Origin of the sequence: Cellulomonas alba, assembly GCF_030362835.1 — a bacterium.
Taxonomy (GTDB): domain Bacteria; phylum Actinomycetota; class Actinomycetes; order Actinomycetales; family Cellulomonadaceae; genus Cellulomonas; species Cellulomonas alba.
Genome location: NZ_JAUCGQ010000001.1, coordinates 2,142,706 through 2,168,875, shown reverse-complemented (window position 1 = coordinate 2,168,875; position 26,170 = coordinate 2,142,706). Strand labels below are relative to the sequence as shown.

General features: G+C 73.8%; 22 protein-coding genes. 11 read left to right on the top strand and 11 right to left on the bottom strand.

The window, feature by feature from the left end; translation table 11 throughout:
• The first annotated feature begins 37 nt into the window (after positions 1–37).
• From QRT04_RS09915 to glpK, 3 genes are all read left to right on the top strand, one after another.
• Entirely contained in the window at positions 38–1,852 is a 1,815-nt protein-coding gene (locus QRT04_RS09915) for a glycerol-3-phosphate dehydrogenase/oxidase (RefSeq protein ID WP_289455048.1), read from the top strand.
• A gap of 86 nt (positions 1,853–1,938) precedes the next feature.
• A complete protein-coding gene (locus QRT04_RS09910) occupies positions 1,939–2,691 on the top strand; it encodes an MIP/aquaporin family protein (protein WP_289455047.1) in 753 nt (250 codons plus the stop codon).
• Positions 2,692–2,822: 131 nt separating this feature from the next.
• Positions 2,823–4,346: a glycerol kinase GlpK gene (gene glpK, locus QRT04_RS09905; protein ID WP_289455046.1), complete on the top strand. Its 1,524-nt coding sequence runs from the start codon at positions 2,823–2,825 to the stop codon at positions 4,344–4,346.
• 148 nt (positions 4,347–4,494) lie between these two features.
• Here glpK and QRT04_RS09900 read toward each other — a convergent pair whose 3' ends face one another.
• Complete coding sequence (locus QRT04_RS09900) at positions 4,495–5,250, bottom strand: SDR family NAD(P)-dependent oxidoreductase (protein WP_289455045.1); 756 nt, start codon at positions 5,248–5,250, stop codon at positions 4,495–4,497.
• A gap of 154 nt (positions 5,251–5,404) precedes the next feature.
• Here QRT04_RS09900 and QRT04_RS09895 point away from each other — a divergent pair, with 154 nt between their 5' ends.
• Both QRT04_RS09895 and QRT04_RS09890 read left to right on the top strand, forming a co-directional pair.
• A complete protein-coding gene (locus tag QRT04_RS09895; protein ID WP_289455044.1) occupies positions 5,405–6,196 on the top strand; it encodes an exodeoxyribonuclease III in 792 nt (263 codons plus the stop codon).
• 52 nt (positions 6,197–6,248) lie between these two features.
• Positions 6,249–7,409, top strand: coding sequence for a hypothetical protein (locus tag QRT04_RS09890; protein ID WP_289455043.1), 1,161 nt, complete (start codon positions 6,249–6,251; stop codon positions 7,407–7,409).
• 28 nt (positions 7,410–7,437) lie between these two features.
• Here QRT04_RS09890 and QRT04_RS09885 read toward each other — a convergent pair whose 3' ends face one another.
• The 3 genes from QRT04_RS09885 to clpB all read right to left on the bottom strand — a co-directional run bounded on the left by QRT04_RS09885 (position 7,438) and on the right by clpB (position 11,976).
• A complete protein-coding gene (locus tag QRT04_RS09885; protein ID WP_289455042.1) occupies positions 7,438–8,007 on the bottom strand; it encodes a hypothetical protein in 570 nt (189 codons plus the stop codon).
• Positions 8,008–8,140: 133 nt separating this feature from the next.
• Complete coding sequence (locus tag QRT04_RS09880; RefSeq protein WP_289455041.1) at positions 8,141–9,190, bottom strand: Gfo/Idh/MocA family protein; 1,050 nt, start codon at positions 9,188–9,190, stop codon at positions 8,141–8,143.
• A 188-nt stretch (positions 9,191–9,378) separates the two neighbouring features.
• Positions 9,379–11,976 (bottom strand): ATP-dependent chaperone ClpB, encoded by a 2,598-nt coding sequence (gene clpB / locus QRT04_RS09875; protein ID WP_289455040.1) that lies wholly within the window; start codon positions 11,974–11,976, stop codon positions 9,379–9,381.
• Positions 11,977–12,375: 399 nt separating this feature from the next.
• Here clpB and QRT04_RS09870 point away from each other — a divergent pair, with 399 nt between their 5' ends.
• On the top strand, positions 12,376–13,308 hold the full coding sequence (locus tag QRT04_RS09870) for an alpha/beta hydrolase (protein ID WP_289455039.1): 933 nt from the start codon (positions 12,376–12,378) through the stop codon (positions 13,306–13,308).
• The gene (locus QRT04_RS09865) at positions 13,305–14,210 is read left to right on the top strand and encodes a YhjD/YihY/BrkB family envelope integrity protein (protein WP_289455038.1); all 906 of its coding nucleotides are present in this window, start codon (positions 13,305–13,307) and stop codon (positions 14,208–14,210) included. The genes QRT04_RS09870 and QRT04_RS09865 overlap by 4 nt, the downstream gene beginning before the upstream one ends.
• On the opposite strand, the gene QRT04_RS09860 is transcribed toward QRT04_RS09865, so the two are convergent.
• Positions 14,167–15,582, bottom strand: a complete 1,416-nt coding sequence (locus QRT04_RS09860) for an ion channel protein (protein ID WP_289455037.1) — start codon at positions 15,580–15,582, stop codon at positions 14,167–14,169. The genes QRT04_RS09865 and QRT04_RS09860 overlap by 44 nt on opposite strands.
• Positions 15,579–16,511 (bottom strand): cation diffusion facilitator family transporter, encoded by a 933-nt coding sequence (locus QRT04_RS09855; RefSeq protein ID WP_289455757.1) that lies wholly within the window; start codon positions 16,509–16,511, stop codon positions 15,579–15,581. The genes QRT04_RS09860 and QRT04_RS09855 overlap by 4 nt, the downstream gene beginning before the upstream one ends.
• Positions 16,512–16,789: 278 nt before the next feature.
• Between QRT04_RS09855 and QRT04_RS09850 the strand changes: the two genes are divergently transcribed.
• The 3 genes from QRT04_RS09850 to QRT04_RS09840 all read left to right on the top strand — a co-directional run bounded on the left by QRT04_RS09850 (position 16,790) and on the right by QRT04_RS09840 (position 19,175).
• Entirely contained in the window at positions 16,790–17,566 is a 777-nt protein-coding gene (locus QRT04_RS09850; protein WP_289455036.1) for a VOC family protein, read from the top strand.
• 104 nt (positions 17,567–17,670) lie between these two features.
• A complete protein-coding gene (gene trmB / locus QRT04_RS09845; RefSeq protein ID WP_289455035.1) occupies positions 17,671–18,402 on the top strand; it encodes a tRNA (guanosine(46)-N7)-methyltransferase TrmB in 732 nt (243 codons plus the stop codon).
• Entirely contained in the window at positions 18,399–19,175 is a 777-nt protein-coding gene (locus QRT04_RS09840) for a LysR substrate-binding domain-containing protein (RefSeq protein ID WP_289455034.1), read from the top strand. Before trmB ends, QRT04_RS09840 begins: the two co-directional genes overlap by 4 nt.
• A 102-nt stretch (positions 19,176–19,277) precedes the next feature.
• Here QRT04_RS09840 and QRT04_RS09835 read toward each other — a convergent pair whose 3' ends face one another.
• The 3 genes from QRT04_RS09835 to QRT04_RS09825 all read right to left on the bottom strand — a co-directional run bounded on the left by QRT04_RS09835 (position 19,278) and on the right by QRT04_RS09825 (position 22,904).
• Positions 19,278–19,754 carry a hypothetical protein gene (locus QRT04_RS09835; protein WP_289455033.1) on the bottom strand — a complete coding sequence of 159 codons (477 nt, stop codon included), beginning with the start codon at positions 19,752–19,754 and terminating at the stop codon, positions 19,278–19,280.
• A gap of 168 nt (positions 19,755–19,922) precedes the next feature.
• Positions 19,923–20,312 carry a DUF5997 family protein gene (locus QRT04_RS09830; RefSeq protein WP_289455032.1) on the bottom strand — a complete coding sequence of 130 codons (390 nt, stop codon included), beginning with the start codon at positions 20,310–20,312 and terminating at the stop codon, positions 19,923–19,925.
• A gap of 84 nt (positions 20,313–20,396) precedes the next feature.
• Positions 20,397–22,904, bottom strand: coding sequence for a glycogen/starch/alpha-glucan phosphorylase (locus QRT04_RS09825; RefSeq protein ID WP_407653612.1), 2,508 nt, complete (start codon positions 22,902–22,904; stop codon positions 20,397–20,399).
• A gap of 202 nt (positions 22,905–23,106) precedes the next feature.
• On the opposite strand from QRT04_RS09825, the gene phoA reads away from it, so the two are divergent.
• Positions 23,107–24,549, top strand: a complete 1,443-nt coding sequence (gene phoA / locus QRT04_RS09820) for an alkaline phosphatase (protein ID WP_289455030.1) — start codon at positions 23,107–23,109, stop codon at positions 24,547–24,549.
• Positions 24,550–24,672: 123 nt separating this feature from the next.
• Here phoA and QRT04_RS09815 read toward each other — a convergent pair whose 3' ends face one another.
• Both QRT04_RS09815 and QRT04_RS09810 read right to left on the bottom strand, forming a co-directional pair.
• A complete protein-coding gene (locus QRT04_RS09815; RefSeq protein ID WP_289455029.1) occupies positions 24,673–25,374 on the bottom strand; it encodes a GNAT family N-acetyltransferase in 702 nt (233 codons plus the stop codon).
• A 79-nt stretch (positions 25,375–25,453) separates the two neighbouring features.
• A complete protein-coding gene (locus tag QRT04_RS09810; RefSeq protein ID WP_289455028.1) occupies positions 25,454–26,089 on the bottom strand; it encodes a hypothetical protein in 636 nt (211 codons plus the stop codon).
• Between the last annotated feature and the right edge of the window lie 81 nt (positions 26,090–26,170).

The following is a 26,170-nucleotide window of genomic DNA, read 5'->3' as shown; positions in this document are numbered from 1 at the left end:
CGAAAAGCGGCGAGACGGACGAACGGGGGACCCCTCCATGAGGACCGCGCCGCTGACGGCCCAGGCCCGCACCGACGCTCTCGACGTACTGAGGGCATCCGCACAGAAGGGGAACGAGCTCGACGTCCTCGTCATCGGCGGTGGCGTCACCGGCGCCGGCATCGCGCTGGACGCCGTCGCGCGGGGACTTTCCACGGCCATCGTCGAGGCGCAGGACTGGGCGAGCGGTACGTCGTCCCGCTCCTCGAAGCTGGTCCACGGCGGGCTGCGGTACCTGCAGATGCTCGACTTCCACCTGGTGCGCGAGGCGCTCACCGAGCGCGACCTGCTGATCAACAAGCTCGCGCCGCACCTGGTGAAGCCCGTCAGCTTCCTGTACCCGCTCGAGAACCGCGTCTGGGAGCGCGCGTACGTCGGCGCGGGCGTCGCGCTCTACGACACGTTGGCCAGCGTCTCGGGCTCGAAGCGCGCGATGCCGATCCACCGGCACCTCACCCGCAAGGGCATGGAGCGCCTGTTCCCCGACCTGCGGCACGACGCCGCGATCGGCGCGGTCCGCTACTGGGACGCGAGCGTCGACGACGCGCGGCTCGTCTCGACCCTCGTCCGGACGGCCGTCAGCTACGGCGCGTACGCCGCGAGCCGCACGCAGGTGCTCGGGCTGCAGCGCACGACCGGCGGCCAGGTGACGGGCGCCGAGCTGCAGGACCTCGAGACGGGCGAGCACATCGACGTCCGCGCGAGCCACGTCATCAACGCCACCGGCGTCTGGACCGAGCAGACCGAGGCGCTCGCGGGCTCGGAGGGCGGCCTCCGCGTGCTCGCCAGCAAGGGCATCCACATCGTGGTGCCGCGCAGCCGCATCGCGGGCGACACCGGCCTGATCCTGCAGACCGAGAAGTCGGTGCTGTTCATCATCCCGTGGAGCCGCTACTGGGTGATCGGCACGACGGACACGCCCTGGGAGCAGCAGCTCGTGCACCCCGTGGCGACCGCGGCCGACATCGACTACGTCATCGAGCACGCGAACACCGTGCTCGCGCGGCCGCTCACGCGCGACGACGTCATCGGCACGTGGGCCGGCCTGCGGCCGCTGCTCCAGCCGGGCACCAAGGAGGGCACGAGCTCGGCCAAGGTGTCTCGCGAGCACACCGTCGCGAGCCCGGCGCCGGGGTTCACCGTGATCGCCGGCGGCAAGCTGACGACGTACCGCGTGATGGCGAAGGACGCCGTCGACTTCGCGATCGGCTCGCGCGCCACCTCGCTGCCGTCGCTCACGCACGACATCCCGCTCGTCGGCGCCGAAGGGCTCAACGTCATCCAGCGCCAGGCGCGCGCGATCGGGTCGCGGTTCGACTGGGACCGGCCCCGCATGGACCACCTCCTGCACCGGTACGGCTCGCTGCTCGGCGAGCTCATCGACCTGTGCGAGGAGCGCCCGGAGCTCGCGAAGCCGCTGCCGACCGCGCCCGCGTACATCGGGGCGGAGATCGTGTACGCCGCGAGCCACGAGGGCGCGCTGCACCTCGACGACGTGCTGCTGCACCGCACGCGCCTCAACTACGAGCAGGCCGACAAGGGGGTGGGCGCGCTCGACGAGATCGCCGACCTGGTCGGCCCGGTGCTCGGGTGGGACGCGCAGACGCGCAGCGCCGAGATCGAGGCGTACCGGGCGCGTGCCGAGGCGGAGCACGCCGCGGCGCTCGAGCAGGACGACGCGTCGGCGGAGGCCGTGCGGCTGCGGGCAGCAGAGCTCGCGCCGATGGTCGACATCGGCGACGACACCGCGGGCTCCGGCACCAAGCCGGGCTCGCCCGCGGGACACGGATCGTCAGGTCCCGTGGGGACCTGACCAGCGGGGGCAGCGATACCCCCGCGAGGGTGCGGGGCGCACGTGACAACGGAGTCCGTCAGAAGGGGTTGATCGTGTCCACACTCATGTCCCACGCATTCATCTCCGAGATCCTCGGAACAGGGATGCTCGTCATGCTCGGCACAGGCGTGGTCGCGAACGTGATCCTGCCGCGGAACAAGGGGTTCGACGGCGGCTGGCTGCTGATCAACTTCGGGTGGGGCCTCGCCGTGTTCTCCGGCGTGTACGTCGCGTTCAAGTCGGGCGCGCACCTCAACCCGGCGGTGACGATCGGCCTCTGGGTCGCCGACCAGCCGTTCTACAAGGTGACGGGCCCGGGCGGGCAGGTCACAGCGACGCTGAACCCGACGGCGGGCAACGCGGCCTGGTACATCCTGGCCCAGATGATCGGCGCGATCATCGGCGCGACCCTGTGCTGGGTCGCGTACAAGAAGCACTTCGACGAGCCGGCCGACCCGGCCACCAAGCTCGCGGTGTTCTCGACCGGTCCGGCGATCCGCTCCTACGCCTGGAACTTCATCACCGAGGTCATCGCGACCTTCGTGCTGGTGTTCGTCATCCTCGCGTTCGGCCCGACGCCCTCCGGCCTGGGCCCGCTCGCCGTCGCGCTCCTCGTGGTCGGCATCGGCGCCTCGCTCGGTGGCCCCACGGGCTACGCCATCAACCCGGCTCGTGACCTCGGCCCGCGCATCGCGCACGCGTTCCTGCCGATCCCCGGCAAGGGCAGCGGCGACTGGTCGTACGCGTGGGTCCCGGTGATCGGCCCGATCGTGGGCGGCGTCCTCGCCGCGCTCCTGGCGAACGCCTACATCTTCTGAGGCACGCCCCGCAGGTCCGGCCGGCGGGGCCGCGCGCACGGCGCGACCCCGCCACCGGGCCCGTCTCCCGAGGCCACGCGCCGGACGGGAGCACCCGTCAGTTCCACCAGCCATTTCGGAGGTAGTTCGTCATGCCCGACACCCAGTACGTCGTCGCCATCGACCAGGGCACGACCAGCTCGCGCGCGATCGTCTTCGACCACGGCGGGCAGATCGTGGCCGTCGGCCAGAAGGAGCACCAGCAGATCTTCCCGAGGGCCGGGTGGGTCGAGCACGACCCGGCGGAGATCTGGACGAACGTGCGCGACGTCGTCGGCCAGGCCCTCGGCCGCGCGAGCATCACCGCCAAGGACGTCGCGGCCGTCGGCATCACCAACCAGCGCGAGACCGCGGTGGTGTGGGACCGCAAGACCGGCAAGCCCGTCTACAACGCGATCGTCTGGCAGGACACCCGCACGCAGAAGATCGCCGACGAGCTCGGCGCGCTCGGCGGGGGCGCGGACCGCTACAAGTCCAAGGTCGGCCTGCCGCTCGCGACGTACTTCTCGGGCCCGAAGATCCGTTGGATCCTCGACAACGTGGACGGCGCGCGCGAGGCGGCCGAGCGCGGGGACCTCGCGTTCGGCAACACCGACTCGTGGGTGCTGTGGAACATGACGGGCGGCGTCGACGGCGGCGTGCACGTCACCGACGTCACCAACGCCTCGCGCACCATGCTGATGAACCTCGACTCGCTGACGTGGAACGAGGAGATCGCGGGCGAGATGGGCATCCCGCTCTCGATGCTGCCCGAGATCCGCTCGTCGTCCGAGATCTACGGGAACGACCGCGAGGGCGGCCTGCTGGCCGGCGTGCCGATCTCCGGCATCCTCGGCGACCAGCAGGCGGCGACGTTCGGCCAGGCGTGCTTCGAGGTCGGCCACGCCAAGAACACGTACGGCACGGGCAACTTCATGCTGCTCAACACCGGCACGTCGCCCGTGCCCTCGAAGAACGGCCTGCTGACGACGCTCTGCTACAAGATCGGCGACCAGGCTCCCGTGTACGCGCTCGAGGGGTCGATCGCCGTCACCGGGTCGCTCATCCAGTGGCTGCGCGACAACCTCGGGCTGATCACGTCGGCCCCCGAGGTCGAGGAGCTGGCCAGGAGTGTCGACGACAACGGCGGCGCGTACTTCGTGCCGGCGTTCTCGGGCCTGTTCGCGCCGTACTGGCGCGCGGACGCGCGCGGCGCGCTCGTCGGCCTGACGCGGTACGTGACGAAGGCGCACATCGCGCGTGCCGCCCTCGAGGCCACCGCGTTCCAGACCCGCGAGGTGCTCGACGCGATGAACGCCGACTCGGGCGTCGACCTCTCCGAGCTCAAGGTCGACGGCGGCATGGTGCAGGACGAGCTGCTCATGCAGTTCCAGGCCGACATCCTCGGCGTGCCCGTGATCCGGCCGAAGGTGGCCGAGACGACCGCGCTCGGGGCCGCCTACGCCGCGGGCATCGCCGTCGGCTACTGGTCGGGCGAGCAGGACGTCATCGACAACTGGGCCGAGGACAAGCGCTGGGAGCCCTCGATGGAGGACGCCGAGCGCGACCGCCAGTACCGGCTGTGGAAGAAGGCCGTGACGAAGACCTTCGACTGGGTCGACGACGACGTGAGCTGATCCCACGCTGCCGCCCTGCAGAGGGGCGGGGCGGCAGCACCACGGCGGGGGCCGGGGCTCTGGAGGGAGGGTTCCGGCCCCCGGCCGCGCCCCGGGGGGTCTGGGGTCCGTGCCGCGCGCGTGCGGGCGGTCCGTGGCGGGCGCGGCGTCAGGAGAACCAGGCGCCGCCGTTGACGTCGAGCGTCGCGCCCGTGACGAAGCCCGCCGCGTCGCCGGCGAGGTAGACGACCGCCGCCGCGACGTCGTCCGGGGTCCCCGCTCGCCCGACGGCCGACCCCGCGACCGCCGCGCGCTGCGCCGGTTCCGGGGTGTGCAGCGCGTGCAGCGGCGTGCCCGTGACGAACCCCGGGGCGACCGCGTTCACCGTGATCCGCCGGGAGCCGACCTCGCGCGCGAGGGCGCGGGTGAACCCCTCGAGCGCGGCCTTGGCGGTGGTGTACGCCACGAGGCCCGTCCCGCCGCCGGAGCGCGCCGCCTGCGCGGAGATGGTGATGATCCGGCCACCGTCCGGCATCGTGCACAGCGCTGCGCGCGTCGCGTAGAACGCGGTGGTCAGGTTGAGCTCGAGCACCGCGTGCCACGCCGCGTCGTCGAGCTCCGGCACGGTGCGGCGCTCGATGATGCCGCCCACGTTGTTGACGAGCACGTCGATGCCGCCGCCCAGCGCCTGCGCCGCGTCGCCGACTGCGTGGTCGACGTCCCAGCTGTGCCGCGTGTCGACCTGGAACGCGAACCCCTTGCTCCCCGCGTCGCGGATCTCGGTGAGCACGGGCTCGGGATCGTGCGACAGGTGGGTGATCGCGACGTCCGCGCCGGCCCCCGCCAGCGCGACCGCGACGGCACGGCCGATCCCCGAGGCGCCGCCCGTCACGAGCGCGCGCCGACCGCTGAGCTCCGACGTCACCGTCGACCTCCGGTTCGTCCCAAGGGCGCCGGACCGCACCCTGGTTGGGGCGGACGCTAGCCGCGGGACCTCACCGTTCTCAAGAGCAACCTGTGCGCGGAACGTCCGATTCGTCCGTCCGGGTGTGTCGGCGGCGGCCGGTAGCGTTCCGGCCATGCGGCTTGCCACCTGGAACATCAACTCCATCCGAGCGCGTACGGAGCGGGCGGTGGCGTTCGTCGAGCGGTCCGGCGTCGACGTGCTCGCGCTGCAGGAGACCAAGTGCAAGGACGACCAGTTCCCGCGCGAGCCGTTCGAGGCGCTCGGGTACGAGGTCGTGACGCACGGCTTCAGCCAGTGGAACGGCGTCGCGGTGATCTCGCGCGTCGGCGTCGACGCCGTCGAGCAGGGCTTCCCGGGCATGCCGACGTGGGGCGACCCGGCGGCCGCCGAGGCGCGCGCGCTCGGCGTCACCGCGGGCGGCGTCCGCGTCTGGAGCCTGTACGTGCCCAACGGCCGCGAGATCGGCGACCCGCACTACGTCTACAAGCTCGACTGGCTCGCGAAGCTGCGTGACGCGGCGGCGGGCTGGCTCGCGGCCGACGCCGGCGCGCAGGTGGCGCTCGTGGGCGACTGGAACATCGCGCCGCTCGACACCGACGTGTGGGACCCGGCCTTCTTCGCGGGACGCACGCACGTGACGCCCGCCGAGCGCGAGGCGTTCGTCGCGATCGGCGGCGCCGGGTACACCGAGGTGTCGCGCGAGCACGTGCCCGCCGAGCACACGTACACCTACTGGGACTACCAGCAGCTGCGGTTCCCCCGGAACGAGGGCATGCGAATCGACCTGACGTACGCCTCGCCCGCGCTCGCCGCCCGCGTGACGGGCGTGACGATCGAGCGCAACGAGCGCAAGGGGAAGGCGCCGTCCGACCACGTGCCCGTGGTGCTCGAGATCGCCGACTGATCTCGCCCGTTCGCGCGGCGGCGAGGGCGCGCGGCTTGGGTAGCCTCCGAGCATGAGCGACGAGCCCGGCACCAACCCGTTCGCGGCCCCCGAGGACCGGCCCAAGGAGCAGCCCGCGGGCCCGGGCGGGGCGCAGCCTGGCGGCGCGCAGCCTGGCGCTCCGGCGCAGCCGTACGGGTCCGCTCCCGCGCAGCCGTACGGGTCGACCCCGACCCAGCCGTACGGGTCCGCTCCCGCGCAGCCGTACGGGACGACCCCGACCCAGCAGTACGGGTCCGCGCCCGCCCACCCGTACGGGACGACCCCGACCCAGCCGTACGGGACGCCGCAGGGGCAGGCGGCGGCGAGCCAGCCCTACGGCGCGGCGCCCGCGCAGCACTACGGGTCAGCGCCGGCCCAGCCCGCCGCGCCCTACGGAGCCTCGTCCGGTCAGCCGTACGGTGCGCCGCCCGCGTACGGCTCGGGGAGCCAGTACCCGCCCCCGCCCGGCTACTCCGCCTATCCCGGCGCGTACCCCGGGAGCTACGGCGGCTACGCGCCGCCGCAGAGCACGGACCCCGTCGCGGTCGCGGCGCTCGTCACGGCCATCGCCGGTCTCGTGACGCTGGGCATCGCGTCGCTCGTCGGCCTCGGGCTGGGGATCTGGGGGCTCGTGCGCACGCGCCGGTCCGGGCGGCCGGGCAAGGGTCTGTCGCTCGCGGCGGTCATCATCTCCTCGGTGATCATCGGGGTGGGCGCACTCATCACCGTCGTGATCGGCATCGCGGCGTCGAACGGCGACTTCGACGAGTCCTCCAGCAGCTCCGCCGAGGCGCCCTCGTCCGACTACGACCTGCGCACCGACCTCACCGCGGGCTCGTGCCTCGACGTCTATCCGACGACCTTCCCGATGAGCGACGCACGCGTGGTCGACTGCGCGGTGCCCCACGGCGCCGAGGTGATCGCGCGCACCACCCTGCCCGGGCCGGTCGAGCTCGACGGCGAGGGCCAGCCGTCCGGCACCGTCTTCGAGAACGCCCTCGACCAGTGCGAGCAGAAGATCACCGTGCTGTCCCCCGACGCCGAGGAGGCCGGCGTGAGCGACGTCTTCTTCTCGGACCCTGACCACTGGCCCACGCAGCGCGCGGCCTACTGCGTGCTGGCGTCGCCGGACACGGACCTGACCGGCTCGGTCGTCGCGCACACGCTGACGGGCGCGGGCCTCTCGTCCTGACCGCACGCCGGCGGCGGCAGGGGCTCCGTCAGCGGGTCGGCCACTGCGTCGGAGCGGCGACCGCGGGCGTCGGTGCGGGGCCGGCGGCGACCGGCGCTGCCGGCGTCGCGCAGGCCTCACCCGCACGGGGCACGAGGTGGGTGGCGCGCTGGCGCACCACCAGCGTCTGCACGCCGAGCGAGACGGCGAGGTACAGCATCAGGCTCGCGCTCGCGAGGCCCGCGGCAGCCGCGTCGACGTGCTTCGCGTACTCGTCCGCCGCGAGGTGCAGCGCGACCGCCACGAGCCAGAGCCCGGCGGTGACTGCCGTGCCGCGTCGCAGCACGCGCCCGTCGGCCGCGCGCCACACCGGCTGCAGCCGCCCGCGCAGCACGCCGAACGCCGCCGACACCGCGAGGCTGCCGACCAGCACGCCGATCGCGACGGGCCGCACCGTGTGCGCGCCCAGGAACGAGACGACCTGCCAGAGCCCGACGCCGGCGATGATCGCGAACCCTCGCGGGCCGCGGTCGAACCGCACCTCGCGCGTCTGCGTCTGTCGCCAGAGGATCCAGGCGAGGACGAGGAGACCGAGCAGGGCGTCAGCAGCGGGGTTCATGACGACGATGCTGGCCGGGCGCGCGCCGCGGGACCGATGCGATCCGCCACTGCTGCGACCTGACATCTGTCACGCGCCGTGGCCGGATCCGGCGCGCGGCCACCCGCACGGCGAGCCGTCCCGCGCCCGTCGCTCACTCCCCCGGGTAGCGCACCCCCACCTGGCGACGGAGCTCGTCGGCCGTCTCGAGGATCGTCACGGTCTCGTCCAGCGGCAGCAGCGGCGAGTCGCGCCTGCCCTCGGCGGCCCACGTGGCGAGCGCGCACGCCTGGAACGCGAGGCCGCCGTATCCCTCGACCCGGTTCGCGTCCCACGTGCCGACCGCGTCGCCGATCGTCACCGTCAGCCCTGCGGGCGTGTAGCAGCGCTCGTCGACGTCGATGCGCCCCGCGTCGCCGAGCACGTGTGCCGTGTGTCCCGAGGGCGCGACGATCGACGTGAACAGCTGCGCCTCGGCGTCGCCGTACGCGAGCTGCATGCTGAGCTGCGCGTCCACACCGGTGTCGGTCAGCGAGCCGGCCCCCTGCACTGCCGTCGGCGCGGCGCCGAACCCCGCATGCCGCGCGACGAACGCCGCGAACGACAGCGGGTAGATGCCGATGTCGAGCAGGGCTCCTCCCGCGAGCGCAGGGTCGACGAGCCGCTGCGGCCGGTCGGGTCCGGCGAGCACGCCGTAGTCCGCGACGACGCGGCGGACGGTCCCGAGCGCGCCGTCCTCGAGCAGCTGCCGGATCACGTCGGTGTGCGGCAGGTAACGCGTCCACATCGCCTCCATGACGAGCACGCCGGCGGCGCGCGCGGCGTCGACCACGGCGCGCGCCTCGACGGCGTTGCGCGTGAACGCCTTCTCGACCAGCACGTGCTTGCCGGCGGCGATCGCGAGCAGCGCCTGGTCGCGGTGGTGGCTGTGCGGGCTCGCGACGTAGACGGCGTCGACCTCCGGGTCGTCGACCAGGGCCTCGTACGAGTCGTGCACGCGGTCGACGCCGTACCGCGCGGCGAACTCGGCGCCGCGCTCCGCCGACCGCGACCCGACGGCGACGACCCGCTGGCGCGTGTGGTCGCGCAGCGCCTCCGCCATCTTCCCGGCGATGTGCCCCGGGGCGACGACGCCCCAGCGCAGCGGCGGCGCGTCCGCCGGGTCGGGCGTCCGGGGCTCGGGCAGGCGGAGGTCGCGCGTCATGCGCGCCACCCTGTCACGCCCCGCCGCCGTCGGCGCCGCTCCACCGGTGGCCGAGCCCGGGACGTCGCGAGCCACCCAGCGGCGAACACCGAACAACGCCGCAGACCCGTGACTGCGCAGTGCCGTGTCGGCGGCGTCGTTCGTACTTCGGCGGCCGGGCCGCACGGGCCGTCGGGCCGCCGGGGCCGTCAGGCCGCCGTGACCGTCAGGCCCTCGTCGCCGCGGTCCACCTCGACCGTCTGGCCGTCGCGGATCTCGCCCGCGAGCAGTCGACGAGCGAGCCGGTCGCCGATCTCGCGCTGCACGAGGCGGCGCAGCGGCCGGGCCCCGTACGCGGGGTCGTAGCCCTCGAGCGCGAGCCACTCGCGCGCCGCGGGCGAGACGGACAGCGTGAGCCGCCGGTCCTCGAGCCGTCGGGCGAGCGCCTCCACCTGCAGGTCCACGATCCGCCCGATCTCCTCGAGCGACAGCGGGTCGAACAGCACGATGTCGTCGAGCCGGTTGAGGAACTCGGGCTTGAACGCCGTGCGCACGGCCGCCATGACGGCCTCGCGCTTGTCCGCGTCGGACAGCAGCGGGTCGACCAGGAACTGCGAGCCGAGGTTCGACGTGAGCACCAGGATCACGTTGCGGAAGTCGACGGTCCGCCCCTGGCCGTCCGTCAGCCGCCCGTCGTCGAGCACCTGCAGCAGCACGTCGAACACCTCGGGGTGCGCCTTCTCGACCTCGTCGAGCAGGACCACGGAGTACGGCCGACGGCGGACCGCCTCGGTCAGCTGGCCGCCCTCCTCGTAGCCGACGTACCCGGGCGGTGCACCGACGAGCCGCGCGACCGAGTGCTTCTCGGCGTACTCGGACATGTCGATGCGGACCATGGCGCGCTCGTCGTCGAACAGGAAGTCCGCGAGCGCCTTGGCGAGCTCGGTCTTGCCGACGCCCGTGGGTCCGAGGAACAGGAACGAACCCGTGGGGCGGTCGGGGTCCGAGATGCCGGCGCGCGCGCGGCGCACCGCGTCGGACACGGCGGCGACGGCTCGCGACTGCCCGATCAGGCGCTCGCCGAGCACCTCCTCCATGCGCAGCAGCTTCGCGGTCTCGCCCTCGAGCATCCGGCCCGCGGGGATGCCGGTCCACATCGAGACGACCTCGGCGATCTCGTCGGGCCCGACCTTCTCGGCGATCATCGGGGTGTCGTGCGCGACCACGTCGCCGTCGGTCTCCGCCTCGTCGGCCTCGGCCGCGGCGATCTCCTTCTCCACCTGCGGGATCTCGCCGTACTGGAGGCGGGCGGCACCCGCGAGGTCGCCCTCGCGCAGCAGGCGCTCGGCGTCGGCGCGCAGCTGGTCGAGCCTCGCCCGCAGGTCGCCGACCCGGTTGTGGCCCGCCTTCTCCTTCTCCCACCGCGCGGTGAGGCCCGCGAGCTCCTCGCGGCGGTCGGCCAGGTCGGCGCGCAGGCGCTCGAGCCGCTCGCGCGACGCGGGGTCGTCGGACTCGGAGAGCACGACCTCCTCCATCTCGAGGCGCGTGACGGCGCGCTGCAGCGCGTCGATCTCCACGGGCGACGAGTCGAGCTCCATGCGCAGGCGCGACGCGGCCTCGTCGACGAGGTCGATGGCCTTGTCGGGCAGCTGGCGGCCCGTGATGTACCGGTCGGACAGCGCCGCGGCGGCGACGAGCGCGGCGTCGGAGATCGTCACCTTGTGGTGCGCCTCGTACCGCTCCTTGAGGCCGCGCAGGATCGCGACGGTGTCCTCGACGGACGGCTCGCCGACGAAGACCTGCTGGAACCGCCGCTCGAGCGCGGGGTCCTTCTCGATGCGCTCGCGGTACTCGTCGAGCGTCGTCGCGCCGACCAGCCGCAGCTCGCCGCGGGCCAGCATCGGCTTGAGCATGTTGCCCGCGTCCATCGCGCCCTCGCCGCCGGCACCCGCGCCGACGACGGTGTGGAGCTCGTCGATGAACGTGACGACCTCGCCCTCCGAGCTCGTGATCTCCTCGAGCACGGCCTTGAGGCGCTCCTCGAACTCGCCGCGGTACTTGGCGCCCGCGACCATCGCCGCGAGGTCGAGCGCGACGAGGCGCTTGCCGCGCAGCGACTCGGGCACGTCACCCGCCACGATCCGCTGCGCGAGCCCCTCGACGACCGCCGTCTTGCCGACGCCGGGCTCGCCGATCAGCACCGGGTTGTTCTTCGTGCGGCGCGAGAGCACCTGGATGACGCGGCGGATCTCGGAGTCGCGGCCGATGACGGGGTCGAGCTTGCCGTCCCGCGCGCGCTGCGTGAGGTCGACGCCGTACTGCTCGAGCGCCTTGAACGTGCCCTCGGGGTTGGGGCTCGTGACGCGGCCGCTCCCCCGGACGGCCGGCAGCGCCGCGAGCAGCGCCTCACGCGAGGCACCCGCCGCGCGCAGCGCGTCGGCGACGCCCGACTGGCCGGACGCCAGGCCGATCAGCAGGTGCTCGGTCGAGACGTAGTCGTCGCCGAGCGTGCGCGCCTCGTCGGACGCGGCCTGGATGGCGGCGGACATCGCGCGGCTGGCGCTCGGCTGTGCCACGGAGGAGCCGGACGACGACGGCAGGTTGACGAGCACGGCGCGCACCGACCGGCCGAGCGCGGCACGGTCGGCGCCGACGGCGTCGAGCAGCCCGTTCGCGACGCCGCCCTCCTGCTGGAGCAGGGCGTTGAGCAGGTGCGCGGGCTCGAGCTGCGGATTCCCCGCAGCGGACGCCTGCTGGATGGCGTCGCCCAGGGCCTCCTGCGACCGGGTGGTGAACTTGGGATCCACATGGCCTCCTGATCGGGTCCTTGGTTGGCTGCTCATCCCAACCGCGACCGAAGTTGAGTCTATTCCGCTCAAGTCTTGCCCGCGCGGCGCGCCGGCGATCGTGGTCGCACGCAGCGCGGGAACGCCGGCGGCAGGGCCGCGCGCCGGATCTGACCGTCGGTGCGGAGGGCGCCGGCGCGCACGGCGTGTCGGCGCCCCGCGCGTCGATCCTCCGCACCGACGGCACCGACGGCTCCGACGGCTCCGCACCCCCGGACACCGGGGACCGCGCGCACCACCGGAACCGCCGCGCGCTCCCGGCCCACCCCGGTCGCCGTCACCCCGGCGCGCAGACGGCGACCGAGCCCACGCGTCGCGTGCGCGCGCGCCGCGCCGGGCGGCCCGTGGCAGCATCGCCTCATGGATGAGGAGGACGTCCTCGGGCCCGGCTGGACCGCCCGCACGCTGCAGCTCCGCCCCGACGGCCGCGATCCCGACCCGGTCGCGACGCTTGTCCACCGCACCCCCGACGGCCCCGCGCCGCGACGCGCGGTCCTCTACCTCCACGGCTTCGTCGACTACTTCTTCCACGCGCACGTCGGCGACGCGCTCGCCGCGGCCGGCCACGACGTGTACGCCCTCGACATGCGCGACTACGGCCGCTCGATCCGGCCCGGGCGCGAGCCCAACTACACGACCGACCTCGCGACCTACGCCGAGGAGATCGACGCCGCGTTCCGCATCCTGCTGCGCGACCACGACCAGATCGCGCTGCTCGGCCACTCGACGGGGGGCCTGATCGCGGCCCTCTGGGCCGACGCACGGCCCGGCCTGCTCACCAAGGTGGTGCTCAACAGCCCGTGGCTCGACCTGCAGGGCCCGCGCGCCGAGACCGCCGTCGCGGGTCCGCTCGTGCAGGTGCTGGGCCGCGTCGCGCCGCGCGCCAAGGTCCGCGACCTGCCGAGCCACTACGCCGGCGCGCTGCACGCCGACTCGGGCGGGGAGTGGCGGTTCGACCTCTCGTGGAAGCCGGCCGCGAAGTTCCCGGTGCGCGCGGGCTTCGTCCGGGCGGTGCTGCGCGCACAGGCGCGCGTCGCGCGCGGGGTCGACATCGACTGTCCCGTGCTGGTGCTGGCGTCCGCCGAGCGCGGCGACGGCACGCGCCCGCACGAGAACCTGCTGACGACCGACGTCGTGCTCGACCCGCGCCAGATGGAGGCGCGCGCGCCGCTGCTCGGCTCCGACGTGCGGTTCGTCTCGATCCCGGGCGGCGCACACGACCTCGCGCTCTCGCCGCAGCCGGCACGGGACCAGTACCTCGACACCGTGCTGAGGTTCCTGGACGAGCCGTGACCACGACGACCGATCGGTGGCGCTCCTGGGGCCTGCGCCGGTGGGCGCAGGTGCGCCGGACGTCGGTCGGGCGGCTGCTCGAGGACTGCGCGCTCGCCCTCGCCCGGATCGAGCTGTTCGACCGGGCGATGACGCTCGCCGCGCAGGCGTTCACGTCGATCGTGCCGATCATGCTCGTCACCGCCACGCTGCACCCGCGCGACGGGGGCAGTCTCGGGTCGGCGCTCGCCGAGAGCCTGGACCTCCCCCAGTCGGTGCGCTCCACGCTGCAGGCGTCCATCCCGTCCGACGCGACCGTGGAGAGCGGGATCGGCGTGTTCGGCGTCGTCGTGGCGATCGTCAGCGCGACGTCGTTCTCGCGCGCGCTCGAGCGCATCTACCTGCGCATCTGGCAGGTGCCGCGGCCGAGCCTGCGGTCGTGGTGGCGGTGGTTCGCGGCGCTGATCGCGATCCTGCTCGCGGTCGGGCTGATCGGGCTCACGCGCCGGGCGTCGCGCGGCGAGGTGTGGTCTGGCTGGCTGCCGCTGCTCGTGCAGCTCGTGCTCTGGACGGCGGTCTGGACGTTCGCGCCGTGGGTGCTCGTGCAGCGCGAGGTCCGGTGGCGCCCCCTCCTCTTCTCCGGCGTCGCGACATCGGTGTGCCTCGCGGGGCTGACGCTGGCGGGGTCGGTCTACCTGCCGATCGTGCTCGTACGCGGTGCCCGCGAGTTCGGGGTGCTGGGCCTCGTGTTCTCGTACATCTCGTGGCTGTTCGCCATCGCGTTCGTCGTCATCGGGGTCGCGGTGATCGCCCGGGCCTGTGCGCAGGACCCGGGCCCGCTGGGCCGGTGGGTGCGCGGACGCGGGCACGCGTCGGTGTTCAGCGATCCTGAGACGGTGGCGGAGCCTGACCGGCGTCGCTGACGCTCGCGGGCGCGGGCGTCCCGGCGGGCCCGGGAGCGTCGGTGTCGGTCGCGCGCAGCTCGGGGCGGTTCGTCACCAGCAGCCAGGCCGCGAGCGTCGCGAGCAGGCAGGGCATCAGCAGCAGCGTGTCCGGCACGAGCGCGACGCCGAGGAACAGCGACAACCACCCGGACCGCGTCGCGGCGACCACGATCCCGACGACCGAGCACGCGACCGCGAGCGAGACCGGGACACCGGGCAGCCACGCGTGGATGCCGAACCCGATCGCCGCACCGGCGAACGTCGCCGGGAAGATGCGGCCGCCGCGGAACCCGGACGCGCTCGCGACGAGCAGCGCGGCGAGCTTGACGAGCGCGATGCCGAAGAACCACCCCGCGCCGTGCGCATCCGCGAGCCCGGGCAGCTGCTTCATCTGCTCGAGGCCCTTGAACAGCGTGATCGAGCCGCCCAGCGCACCGAGCCCGGCGAGGACGACACCGCCGAGCACGATCGCGACGAGAGGCCGCCCGGTCCGGCGGAACGCGCGGTGCAGCGGCGTGAACACGTACGCGCCGAGGAGGCCGAGCGCCGCGGTCGCCAGCGCGATCACGACGGCGAACCCGAGGTCGCGGAACCGCAGGTCGGTGTACTGCGGCAGGTCGAGCTGCATCGACAGGTCGGACGCGACCTGCGACATCGTGAGCGCGCCGGCGGTCGCCGCGACGAGCGGTGCGAACAACCGGTCCCACAGCGGGATGCGCCGGTCGCCGAGGTCGAGCTCGGAGAACATCAGCGCTGCCGCGACGGGCGTGCCGAACATGGCGCCGATCGTGGCGGCGGTCGAGAGGCTGATCCACAGCATCGCCGGCGTACCCCGTGCCACGCGCGCGCCGAAGACGGTCACGAGCGCGGCGTTGATCGCCATGATCGGGTTCTCGGGCCCGAGCGAGACGCCGCCCGCGAGCATCAGGACGAGCGCGACCGCGAGGCCAGGCAGGACGCGCATCGCGAGCGGCTTCTCGACGAGACCCGTCGTCGCCGGGTCCGGTCCCGCGTGCCCGGGCGCGTACGTGACGACCAGGCCGACCAGCACCGCGGTCAGCACGAGCATGATCGCGATCCACAACCGCGAGTCCTTCGTCAGGCCGAAGACGCCCGACAGGTCGTCCCACAGCACGTGCTCGAGCGCTCCCGCGAGGGACGACAGGCCCCACAGCGTCAGCGCGCAGCCGACCCCGACGACGACCGCCGGGACGGTCAGCTTGAGCAGACGGCGGACCGGCACGTGGAACTCGCCCGTCGGCCCGGGTCCGGGCGCGGGTGCCGCGTCGGGCGCGGTCGGTGCGACGGGGACAGGCCCCGGCTCGACCCCGGGTTCCTCCTGCTGCGTCATGGCGTCCCCTCCTGGCTGCGTGGCACGAGCGACGGCTCCTCGGGCTCGGACAGCGAGAGCACCGCGCCGACGATTCCGGGCGTGCTCGCGACGCGCCGCTCGAGCATCGCGAGCAGGTGCGACGCCTCGACCTCGTCCGGCGAGCCGGGCAGGTCGACCGCGCCGACGAGGAACATCTGCATCGCACCGACGACCTCGATGCGCAGCGACGTGACGCGCTCGACCTCGGGCAGCGCGAGCAGCGCGCGCAGCGCCGCGTCCCGCAGCGCCGGGTCCGCGCTCTGCCCGACGAGGAAGCGGCGGTTCCGCTCGATCAGCACGACCGCGACCACGCCGAGCAGCAGCCCCACGAGGATCGAGCCCACCGCGTCGGGCACGACCGAGCCTGTGACCTGGTGCAGCGCGATGCCGGTCCCGGCGATCACGATGCCCACGAGGGCCGCGGCGTCCTCGAAGAACACCGCGCGCACCGTCGGGTCGGACGTCGCGAGGATGTGCTCGAACAGGTCGCGGTCGCGCCGCGCCGCCGCGCGCCGGGCCTGCCGGTTGGCCTGCATGAACGAGACGCCCTCGAGCACCGCGGAGATCGCGAGCACCACGTACGCGATCACGAAGTCGCTCGCCGGCTCGGGGTGCAGCAGCTCCTGGATGCCGTGCGTGATCGACACGCCCGCGCCGACCGCGAACAGGCCGATCGCCGCGAACAGCGACCAGACGTAGACCTCGCGCCCGTACCCGAGCGGGTGGTCGTCGTCGGGCGGCCGCGCGGCCTTGCGCTGCGCGAGCAGCAGGAAGACCTCGTTGCCGGTGTCGGCCCACGAGTGCGCGGCCTCGGCGACCATCGACGCCGACCCGGTGACGGCCGCCGCGGCCGTCTTGGCGACCGCGATCAGCGCGTTCGCGGCGAACGCGACGACGACGGTCAGCATGCTCTCGCCGCCGGCGGGCGCGCCGCCGGGCCCCGTGGGCACGACGCCGTCGAGCGGCTGCGAGTCCTCCGCGGGCCGCGGCGTACGCGGCGGTCGCGGCTCTGGCACGAGGGGCCGGAGCGCGTCGCCCGGCCGCGTGCCGTCGTGCGGACGCGACGGCTCGTCCGGCCTCGGGCTCGCGGGCGCGTCCGCCATGGTCCGTGACTAGCACACGCCGCGACGCGTCGCGCGGGCAGGCTCGCCGTGCCGGTCGTCGTCGCGAGGTATGGGATGGGCACATGACGACCCGCGACCACCCGTGGCCCGCCGGCTCCCCGTGCTGGGCGGACATCGTCGTCGCCGACCTCGACGCGGCCCGCGCGTTCTACGGTCCCGTGCTCGGCTGGGAGTTCGAGGTCGGCCGGCCGGACAACGGCGGCTACCTCGTCGGGATGCTGGACGGCCGCCGCGTCGCGGGGCTGACGACGCCCGCGGCCGACGGCCCCGTCCCCGCCGCGGCCTGGTGCGTCTACCTCGCGACCCCCGACGTGGCTGCGTCCGTCGCGCGGGCGGTCGAGCTCGGCGCCGGCGTGCTGATCGAGCCGACCGCCGTCCTCGACCGCGGCACCACCGCGCTGCTCGCCGACCCGACCGGTGCGGTCGTCGGCCTCTGGCAGTCGGACACGAACCCGGGCTGGACGCTCGTCGACGCGCCCGGCGCCCCCACCTGGTCCGAGGTGTTCTCGCACGACCAGGCCGCCTCGCTGGCGTTCTACACCGGCCTGTTCGAGTACACGGTGCGCGACCTGTCGGGCGGCGGACTGACGTACGCGGTGCTCGACGTCGGCCACCATCCCGCGGCGGGCGTCGGCGCGTACGGCGCCGGCGCCGGGGGCGGCGCTCCCGCCGCGTGGACGCTCTACCTCGCGGTCGACGACACCGACGCGACGGCCGACCGCGTCGGCGCGCACGGCGGGAAGGTGCTCCAGGAGCCGGTCGACACGCCGTACGGGCGGGTGGCGATCGTGTCGGGCCCGTCGGGCGAGGTGTTCGCCGTGATGCACCCCGTGGCGTGACGCCGGACCTGGCGCAGCGCCGCCGCGCCCACGCCGCACCCCTCCACCGGCGGGATCACCGCGCGGCGACCCGGGGCCCGCGCGGTTCCGTAGGCTGGCTGACCGTGAGCCAGCCGTCCGACGCGTTCCGCCACGTCGCCGCGCGGCCGCACGCGCCGCTGCGCACCTTCCACCCGCGCCGCATCGCGCTCGGCAAGGACCGCCAGGACGCGCTGCGCCGGCTGTTCCCGCAGCTCGGGTTCTCGGTGCACGACGAGCCCTCGTTCCCGAGGCGCGCCGACGGCACGCTCGACGCGGAGGCGCTGTTCGGGCGGCGCGCGCCGCTCGTGCTCGAGATCGGACCCGGCATGGGCGACGCCACGGTCACGATGGCGGCGGCCGACCCGACCCGGGACGTGCTCGCGGTCGAGGCGCACGTGCCCGGCATCGCGAACCTGCTGGTGCTCGTGCGCGACGCGGGGCTGACCAACGTGCGCGTCGGCCACGGCGACGCGCTCGACCTCGTCCGCGACGCCATCGCGCCCGGCTCGCTCGACGAGGTGCGCGCCTACTTCCCTGACCCCTGGCCGAAGGCGCGCCACCACAAGCGCCGCCTCGTCCAGCCGGTGCACGTCTCGCTGCTCCGCTCGCGGGTGCGCGTCGGCGGCACGCTGCACGTCGCGACCGACTGGGCCGAGTACGCCGACCAGATGCTCGAGGTTCTCGTCGCCGACCCGGATCTCGACTGCTCGGGCTTCTCGCCTCGGCCCCCGCACCGGCCCGTGACGAAGTTCGAGGCCCGCGGCCTCGACCTGGGCCACGAGTCCCGCGACCTGATCGCGACGAGGGTCCGATGAGCGCACCGGAACCCGCCACGACTCCCGGGACCGGTGCCGGGGGCACCGCAGCGTTCCGCGTCGGCATCGTCCCCGGCGTCAACCCCGACCGCTGGCTCCGCGTCTGGCGCGAGCGGCTGGCCGACGTCCCGCTCGAGCTCGTGCAGCTCGAGGCCACCGACGCGGAGGCGCGCCTGCGGGCGGCCGACGCGGACGTCGCGCTCGTCCGGCTGCCGGTCGACCGCGACGGCCTCGCGGTCATCCCGCTCTACACCGAGGCGACCGTCGTGCTGGTGGCGCGCGACAACGTGCTCACCGCGGCGGACGAGCTGACGCCCGGCGACCTCGTCGACGACACCGTGCTCGTCGACGCGACGCTGACCTGGGACGACGCGCCGGGCGAGCGCTTCGCCGGCGCCGCGCCCGCCACCACCGAGGAGGCGGTCGACCTCGTCGCCGCCGGCCTCGCCGTCCTCGTCGCGCCCCAGTCGGTCGCGCGCCTGCACCAGCGCAAGGGGCTCGCCGTGCGTCCCGTGCCCGACGCGCCCGGCTCGCAGGTCGGCCTCGCCTGGCTCGAGACCCGGTACGACGACCTCGTCGAGGAGTTCATCGGCATCGTGCGCGGCCGCACGGCGGCCTCGTCCCGCGGACGCGGCGCCCCCCCGGCCGACGAGAAGGCGCGCACCCCCCGTCCGACGGGCGGCGGTCGGGCGCCGGCCCAGGGCCGCGGCGCGGGCAAGGGCCGCGCACCGGGCAAGGGCCGCGGCGACCAGGGCCGCGGCCGCCGCCGCTGACGCCGTCGCGCGGCCGACCGGCGTCACGATCGGCCGCCGGCCCTGCGAGTGCCCGTCCCCGTGCAAGCGCCGCGTCACGGACCCGGCGCCGCGGGGCGATTGTCACCGCCCGGCGTCGTCGCCCCAGGGGCCGAACCACCACTCGTGGTCGTCGGTGCTGATCGTCGGCGCCCCGAACGAGCCGAACCCGCCCGTCATCTCTGCCGACGTGCCGTCGGCCGCCCGGCTCACCGTGATCGTGAGGGAGATGATCCCGTCGCCCGGGTCGCCGCCGTTCTGGACCACCGACACCGCGTCGCTGGCGGTGTGGAACCGCCACTCGCCGTCGCCGCTGGTCGGCGCGCCGGGCAGGCAGACGACCAGCCGCGCGCTCGAGCCGAACGGGTGCCGGGCCGCCTCGTCGTAGTGGAAGCCCGCCCCGAGGCCGGGATCGCCGTGCACCGAGATGTGGTTGCAGTCGTCCAGCGTGGTGGGCAGCGCGGTCACCGGGACGCCGACGTGCCGCGGCTCGCCCGAGCAGCCGGCGCAGCCCACGACGACACCCACCAGCAACCCCGCGGTCAGCACGCGTCCACGCATGCGCATCACGGTGTCACCGCGGGCGGCGTCCCGACCGCGCGCCCGGTCGCGACCGCCCGTTCGCGCGCCCCTTTCACCCGCAGTCACGCCGAGCGGGAGCGACGTCGCCGGTCAGGAACGACCGCCCCTGTCCCCCGACGGCGCACGGTCGGCGCCGCCGGCTCAGCCCTACTCGGCCGCCGTGGCGCGGCGGGCCGCGTCGCGCTCCGCGATCCGCTTCTCCTCGCGGCGCACCTCGTCGAACGTGTGGCGCTCGCGGATCAGCCACTCCGGCGGGTCGGCGATCAGCGCGGTGATCTCGTCGGTCGTCAGCGGGTCGGTGATGCCGGCGCGCGCGAGCCCGCTCGTCGAGACCCGCAGGCGGGCAGCGATGACGCCGCGCGGGTGCGGGCCGTTGCGCCGCAGGTCGACGAGCCACTGTGGCGGGTTCGACTCGAGTGCCGCGAGGTCGTCACGCGTGATCGGCGACTCCTGGAACTCGGCCGGCGTCGCCGGCAGGTACACGCCGAGCTTCGCGGCGGCGGTCGACGGCTTGAGCTCCTGCGGCTTCTTGGGCACGCGCCCAGCCTAACGAGCGCCTGACGACGCGCCCGCGCCGCGACCGTCGGGCCGCAGCGCGCACCCGGCGGTCGTCGGCGGACGTCAGGGCCTCGTCGCCACCTGGCGCGCGTGCCAGATGCGGTCGAGGTAGTCGCGCATCGACCGGTCGGACGAGAAGAACCCGGCCCTGGCCACGTTGATCACCGCGGACCGTGTCCACCCCTCGGTGTCGGCGTAGGCGACGTCGACCCGGGCCTGCGCGTCGACGTACGCCTGGAAGTCCGCGAGCACCAGGAACCGGTCCTCCGAGAGCAGGTTCGACACGATCGGCTCGAAGACCGAGCGGTCCCCGCCGGAGAACGTGCCGCGCGCCACCAGGTCGAGCGCGTGCCGCAGGTTCGGGATCGACTCGTAGAACGACGTCGGTCGGTACCCGGCGGCCACGACCTTCTCGACCGCGGGCTCGTCGAGCCCGAACAGGAAGAAGTTGTCGTCGCCGACGAGCTGACGGATCTCGACGTTCGCGCCGTCGTCGGTGCCGATCGTCAGCGCGCCGTTGAGCATGAACTTCATGTTCCCGGTGCCCGACGCCTCCTTGCCCGCGAGCGAGATCTGCTCCGACAGGTCGGCGGCCGGGATCAGGCACTCGGCGAGCGTCACGTTGTAGTTCGCGGGGAAGACGATGCGCAGCCGGCCCTCGAGCGCGGGCTCGTCGTTGATCGTGCGGCCCACCGCGTTGATCAGGCCGATGATCTGCTTCGCCATCCGGTAGCCGGGCGCCGCCTTCGCACCGAACGCGAACGTGCGCGGCGTGACGTCCGCGATGTCGAGGCGACCCCTCGTCACCTGCTCGTAGAGCGAGATGACGTGCAGCAGCTTGAGCATCTGGCGCTTGTACTCGTGCAGCCGCTTGACCATGACGTCGAGCATCGTGTCGGGGTCGATCGTGCTGCCGTCGCGGTGCGCGAGCATGTCGACGAGGCGCAGCTTGTTGGCCGCCTTGACCTCGCGGAACCGGCGGCGGAACTCCGCGTCGTCCGCGAGCGGGAGCAGGCCCTCGAGCCGGTCGAGGTCCGTGACCCAGCCGTCGCCGATCGCCTCGGTGATCAGGTCGGAGAGGCCCGGGTTCGCGAGCTTGAGGAACCGGCGCGGCGTGATGCCGTTCGTCACGTTGGTGAACTTGTCGGGCCAGAGCTCGGCGAAGTCGGCGAGCACCTTGTCGCGCAGCAGCTGGCTGTGCAGCTCGGCGACGCCGTTCACCTTGACGCCGGCGACGGTCGCGAGGAACGCCATGCGGACCGCGCGCTCGGGGTGCTCGGCGATGATCGACATGCGCCGGAGGCGCAGCTCGTCGTCGGGCCAGCGTGTGCGGACGACCTCGAGGAACTCCTCGTTGATCCGGTAGATGATCTCGAGGTGCCGCGGCAAGAGGCGGCCGAGCAGCTCGACGGACCAGACCTCGAGCGCCTCGGGCAGCAGCGTGTGGCACGTGTAGGCGAAGACGCGCTGCGTGACGGCCCACGCCTCGTCCCACTTCCAGCCGCGCTCGTCGACCAGGATCCGCATCAGCTCGGGCACCGCGATGACAGGGTGGGTGTCGTTGAGCTGGAACGTGACGCGCTCGGGCAGGTTGTGCAGGTCGAAGCCGCGCAGCAGCACGCGGTCGAGGAAGTCGCGCAGCGAGCACGCGACGAAGAAGTACTGCTGCTGCAGGCGCAGCTCCTTGCCCTGGGGCGTCGAGTCCTCGGGGTAGAGGACCTTCGAGATGTTCTCGGCGAACGTCTGGGCCCGCACGGCCTCCTCGTAGTCGCCCGAGTTGAAGATCTGCAGGTCGAACGCGTGCGTCGCGCGCGCGCTCCACAGCCGCAGCGTGTTGACGCGGCCGTTCTCGTAGCCGGGGACCATGTAGTTGTACGGGACGCCGAGCACGTTCCAGGCGGGCACCCAGCGGCGGCGCTTCTCGCCGTCGACCTCGTGGTCCTCGGTGGTGCCGCCGAAGCCGACCTCGACGGCGGCCTCCGGGTGCGGGAACTCCCACGGCGAGCCGAGCCGCAGCCAGTCGTCCGCCTTCTCGACCTGCCAGCCGTCGACGAACGTCTGCTCGAAGATGCCGTACTCGTACCGGATGCCGTAGCCGACCGCCGGGATGTTCATGGTCGCGAGGCTGTCGACGAAGCACGCGGCGAGCCGGCCGAGGCCGCCGTTGCCCAGTCCCGGCTCGATCTCGGCGTCGCGCAGCTCGTCGAAGTCGATGCCGAGGCTCTCGACCGACGTGCGCGCGATGTCGGTGAGGTCCGAGGCCAGCAGCGCGTTGTCGAGCTGGCGTCCCAGCAGGTACTCGGCCGAGAGGTAGGCGACCGACTTCGCCTGGTGCTCCCACTGGTGGCGCAGCGTCTCGATCCACCGCGTCATCAGGTAGTGGCGCACCGTGCGCGCGAGCGCGAGGTAACGGTCGTTGACGGAGGACCGTTCGACGTCGACCCCCTGCCCGAAGTTGAGCTCCCGCAGGAACTCGCGGGTGAAGGCGTCGACCGTGCGTTCACGAATGGCGATGGGTGCCGTCTGCTGCGTCACGCTTGCCACCGTAGTAGGCGCCGCAGGGACGGTCATCACCAGGCGACCAGTCGTCACGTGCACGCATCGAGCCGGACACACGACGCGCCGCCCGCCGCCCCCGAAGCCGGACGCGCGTCCGAATCGTCCGGTCCCGTTCTCCTGCGCATCACGCCCGGCTCACCCGCTCGTCACGTCGGCTCGGTCAACTTCCGGTGCGCGGCACGTGCCGCGACTGAGACCCGACGAAGGGGATGCCATGAGGACTCGAGCCGTCCGTCCGATCGCCGCGGCCGCCGCAGCCGGCGCGCTGGTGCTGGTCGGCGCCACCGCGTGGGCCACGAGCAGCGACCTCACCGGCAACGGCGACGCGCGCCGTCTGCACGGTGACCAGACCTCCGCCGTGCGCAAGGCCATCGACGGGTCCGCGGCCCGCAACGTCATCCTGTTCATCGGCGACGGCATGGGCGACTCGGAGATCACGGTCGCGCGCGACTACGCCAAGGGCGCCGCGGGCCGGTTCGCCGGCATCGACGGGCTGCCGCTGACGGGCCAGTACACGACGTACGCGCTCGACAAGAAGGACGGCAAGCCCGACTACGTCACCGACTCGGCGGCCTCCGGCTCGGGCTGGTCCACCGGCACCAAGACCTACAACGGCGCGATCTCGGTCGACGTCGACGGCGACCCGCAGCGCACGATCCTCGAGATCGCGAAGGCCAACGGCCTGCGCACGGGCGACGTGACGACCGCGGAGATCCAGGACGCGACGCCGGCGGTGCTCGTCTCGCACGTGACCGACCGCTCCTGCTACGGCCCGTCGGTGACGACCACCAAGTGCCCGACGAACGCGCTCGAGAACGGCGGCCTCGGCTCGATCACCGAGCAGCTGCTGAACACCCGGCCCGACGTGACGCTCGGCGGCGGCTCGAAGACCTTCGACGAGACCGCCAAGGCGGGCGCGTGGTCCGGCAAGACGCTGCTGCAGCAGGCGAACGCGCGCGGCTACCAGGTGATCGGCGACGCCGCGGGTCTCGCGGCCGTGACGAAGGCGGACCAGAAGTCGCCGGTGCTCGGCCTCTTCGCGACGGGCAACATGCCGGTGCGCTGGACCGGTCCGCTCGCGACCCACACCGGTGGCGCCGAGGCGCCCGCCACGTGCACGCCCAACCCGGCGTACTCGTCCACGCGCCCGAACCTGCAGGCGATGACGAGCAAGGCGATCTCGCTGCTCGACGACAAGCACGCCAAGAAGGGCTTCTTCCTGCAGGTCGAGGGCGCGAGCATCGACAAGCAGGACCACGCCGCCGACCCGTGCGGCCAGATCGGCGAGACCGTGGACCTCGACGAGGCCGTCAAGGCTGCGCTCGACTTCGCCAAGAAGGACGGCAACACGCTCGTCGTCCTGACGGCGGACCACGGCCACTCGAGCCAGATCATCTACCCCGGCACGACGACGCCCGGCCTGACGCGGACGCTGCTCACGGCCGACGGCAAGCCGATGACGGTCGCGTACGGCACGGCCGACACCGGTGGCTCGCAGGACCACACCGGCACGCAGGTGCGCATCGCCGCCTACGGCCCGCGCGCCGCGAACGTCGTGGGCCTGACGGACCAGACGGACCTGTTCTTCACGATCCGGGACGCGCTCAAGCTGAAGTCGAACGCGCCGGCGCCGTGGGGGCAGCACGGCCACCACTGACGGCCGGCGCGCCTGCGGGCGCCCATCGAGCGAGGGCTCGTCGCTGCGGCGGCGGGCCCTCGCCCCGTCCCGAGTGACGCACCCCCACCGAACCTCGGGTGCGCGATCGCCGGCCGCGCGACGTCAGTGCGGAGCGGGGACCGTGATCTCGCCGGGTGCGGCGACCACGATCTCGCCCTCGCGCCGCACGACGAACCCGAGCGCCTCGTACAGCCGCAGCGCCCCGCCGTTGCCGGCCTCGACGTGCAGGAACGCGCGGTCGCCGCGCTCGCGCACGCCGCCGACGACCGCCCGCACCGCGCGCGCGGCGTACCCGCGGCCGCGGTGGTCCGGGTGCGTGCAGACGGCGCTGACCTCGGCCCATCCCGCGGGGTGCACGCGCTCGCCCGCCATCGCCACCAGCCGGCCGTCCACCCGGATGCCGACGTAGCCGCCGAGCTCGATGGTGCGCTCGGCGAACGGACCGGGCCGTGCGAGGTCGACGAGCTCGCGCATCTCCGGGACGTCGGCGTCGCCGAGCGGCACGACGCCGTCGGCGGCGGCCTCGACCGACACGTCGACCAGCTGGAGCACCCGGTAGACCCCGAGCGCCGACCAGCCGGCCGGAAGCACCGGGTCCGCGAGGCCGACCGCGTCGCCCGCGGGGACGAGCGCCGCCAGGTCGCGCCACGCAGCATCGTCGTCTGCGGCCGGTGTGGCGGCGAACGGCGAGACGTCGGTGCGGTAGCGGGCCGCCGCACCGTTGCGGATCGCGAACCGCGCGTCGGGGCCTGCGAGCGCGTGCGCGGCCGGGTTGTCGAGCACGCTCGGGTCGGCGTCGGGCATGCGGAGATCCTTCGCGTTCGGGGACGCGCTCATCGTCTCAGCCGGTACCGACACCTTTCCCGGGTGCTCGAGCCCGGGCTCAGGCCGCCGCGGGCTCGACCTCGCGCTCCCACCCGCCGGCTGCCTGCCGGAACCCGACGCGCTCGAGGTACTCGCGGTCCGCGCGGACCGGGCTCGTGACGAGCCGCCGCAGGCCGTGCGCCGCGAACACCCCGCTGCGCCGGTAGACGAACTCGCCGGGCGTGAAGTCGCGGAACCGCGGCGTCACCCAGTCGAGGTCGACGCGACCGACGCCGCCGCCCTCGTCGCTGACCAGCACCACACCGACGGTCTCGTCGCCGCGCACGACGAGGAACGCGGCGCCCGCGTCGCCCGGGGCCGGCGCGCCGGTCGGCGTGCCGCGGAACTGCGCGATGTCGTCGGCGTGCACCGCGAGGACATGGGCGAGGTACGCGTCGTCACGCGCCACCTCCACCACGCCGTACGCGCGGTCGTCGTGCCGCTCGCGCAGCAGCCGGACCAGCCAGTACACGTCGATCACGGCGATCGCCCCGTTCATGGCCGCGAACGGCCACACCTCGATGACCGCGTTGTAGACCGTCGCGATCGCGGCCCCGGCGAGGTTCATCACGCGGAACCGCAGCACGCGCGCCTGCATCAGCGACACGACGACGAGCACGGAGCCCGTCCACCCGACGACCTCGAGCCAGCCCATCAGGTGAGGCTATCGAGCCGGCGTGGCCGGTCTCACACCACCGTCGGGACCTCCGGCGCCGATTCATGGGACGACAAGACG

What these genes read in the sequence shown, in the direction of transcription:
- QRT04_RS09915 (WP_289455048.1), top strand. Translation starts at nt 38, where the DNA reads ATGAGGACCGCGCCGCTGACGGCCCAGGCCCGCACCGACGCTCTCGAC.
- QRT04_RS09910 (WP_289455047.1), top strand. Translation starts at nt 1,939, where the DNA reads ATGTCCCACGCATTCATCTCCGAGATCCTCGGAACAGGGATGCTCGTC.
- glpK (WP_289455046.1), top strand. Translation starts at nt 2,823, where the DNA reads ATGCCCGACACCCAGTACGTCGTCGCCATCGACCAGGGCACGACCAGC.
- QRT04_RS09895 (WP_289455044.1), top strand. Translation starts at nt 5,405, where the DNA reads ATGCGGCTTGCCACCTGGAACATCAACTCCATCCGAGCGCGTACGGAG.
- QRT04_RS09890 (WP_289455043.1), top strand. Translation starts at nt 6,249, where the DNA reads ATGAGCGACGAGCCCGGCACCAACCCGTTCGCGGCCCCCGAGGACCGG.
- QRT04_RS09885 (WP_289455042.1), bottom strand. Translation starts at nt 8,007, where the DNA reads ATGAACCCCGCTGCTGACGCCCTGCTCGGTCTCCTCGTCCTCGCCTGG.
- QRT04_RS09880 (WP_289455041.1), bottom strand. Translation starts at nt 9,190, where the DNA reads ATGACGCGCGACCTCCGCCTGCCCGAGCCCCGGACGCCCGACCCGGCG.
- QRT04_RS09870 (WP_289455039.1), top strand. Translation starts at nt 12,376, where the DNA reads ATGGATGAGGAGGACGTCCTCGGGCCCGGCTGGACCGCCCGCACGCTG.
- QRT04_RS09860 (WP_289455037.1), bottom strand. Translation starts at nt 15,582, where the DNA reads ATGACGCAGCAGGAGGAACCCGGGGTCGAGCCGGGGCCTGTCCCCGTC.
- QRT04_RS09855 (WP_289455757.1), bottom strand. Translation starts at nt 16,511, where the DNA reads ATGCTGACCGTCGTCGTCGCGTTCGCCGCGAACGCGCTGATCGCGGTC.
- QRT04_RS09850 (WP_289455036.1), top strand. Translation starts at nt 16,790, where the DNA reads ATGACGACCCGCGACCACCCGTGGCCCGCCGGCTCCCCGTGCTGGGCG.
- QRT04_RS09840 (WP_289455034.1), top strand. Translation starts at nt 18,399, where the DNA reads ATGAGCGCACCGGAACCCGCCACGACTCCCGGGACCGGTGCCGGGGGC.
- QRT04_RS09835 (WP_289455033.1), bottom strand. Translation starts at nt 19,754, where the DNA reads ATGCGTGGACGCGTGCTGACCGCGGGGTTGCTGGTGGGTGTCGTCGTG.
- QRT04_RS09825 (WP_407653612.1), bottom strand. Translation starts at nt 22,904, where the DNA reads ATGACCGTCCCTGCGGCGCCTACTACGGTGGCAAGCGTGACGCAGCAG.
- phoA (WP_289455030.1), top strand. Translation starts at nt 23,107, where the DNA reads ATGAGGACTCGAGCCGTCCGTCCGATCGCCGCGGCCGCCGCAGCCGGC.
- QRT04_RS09815 (WP_289455029.1), bottom strand. Translation starts at nt 25,374, where the DNA reads ATGCCCGACGCCGACCCGAGCGTGCTCGACAACCCGGCCGCGCACGCG.
- QRT04_RS09810 (WP_289455028.1), bottom strand. Translation starts at nt 26,089, where the DNA reads ATGGGCTGGCTCGAGGTCGTCGGGTGGACGGGCTCCGTGCTCGTCGTC.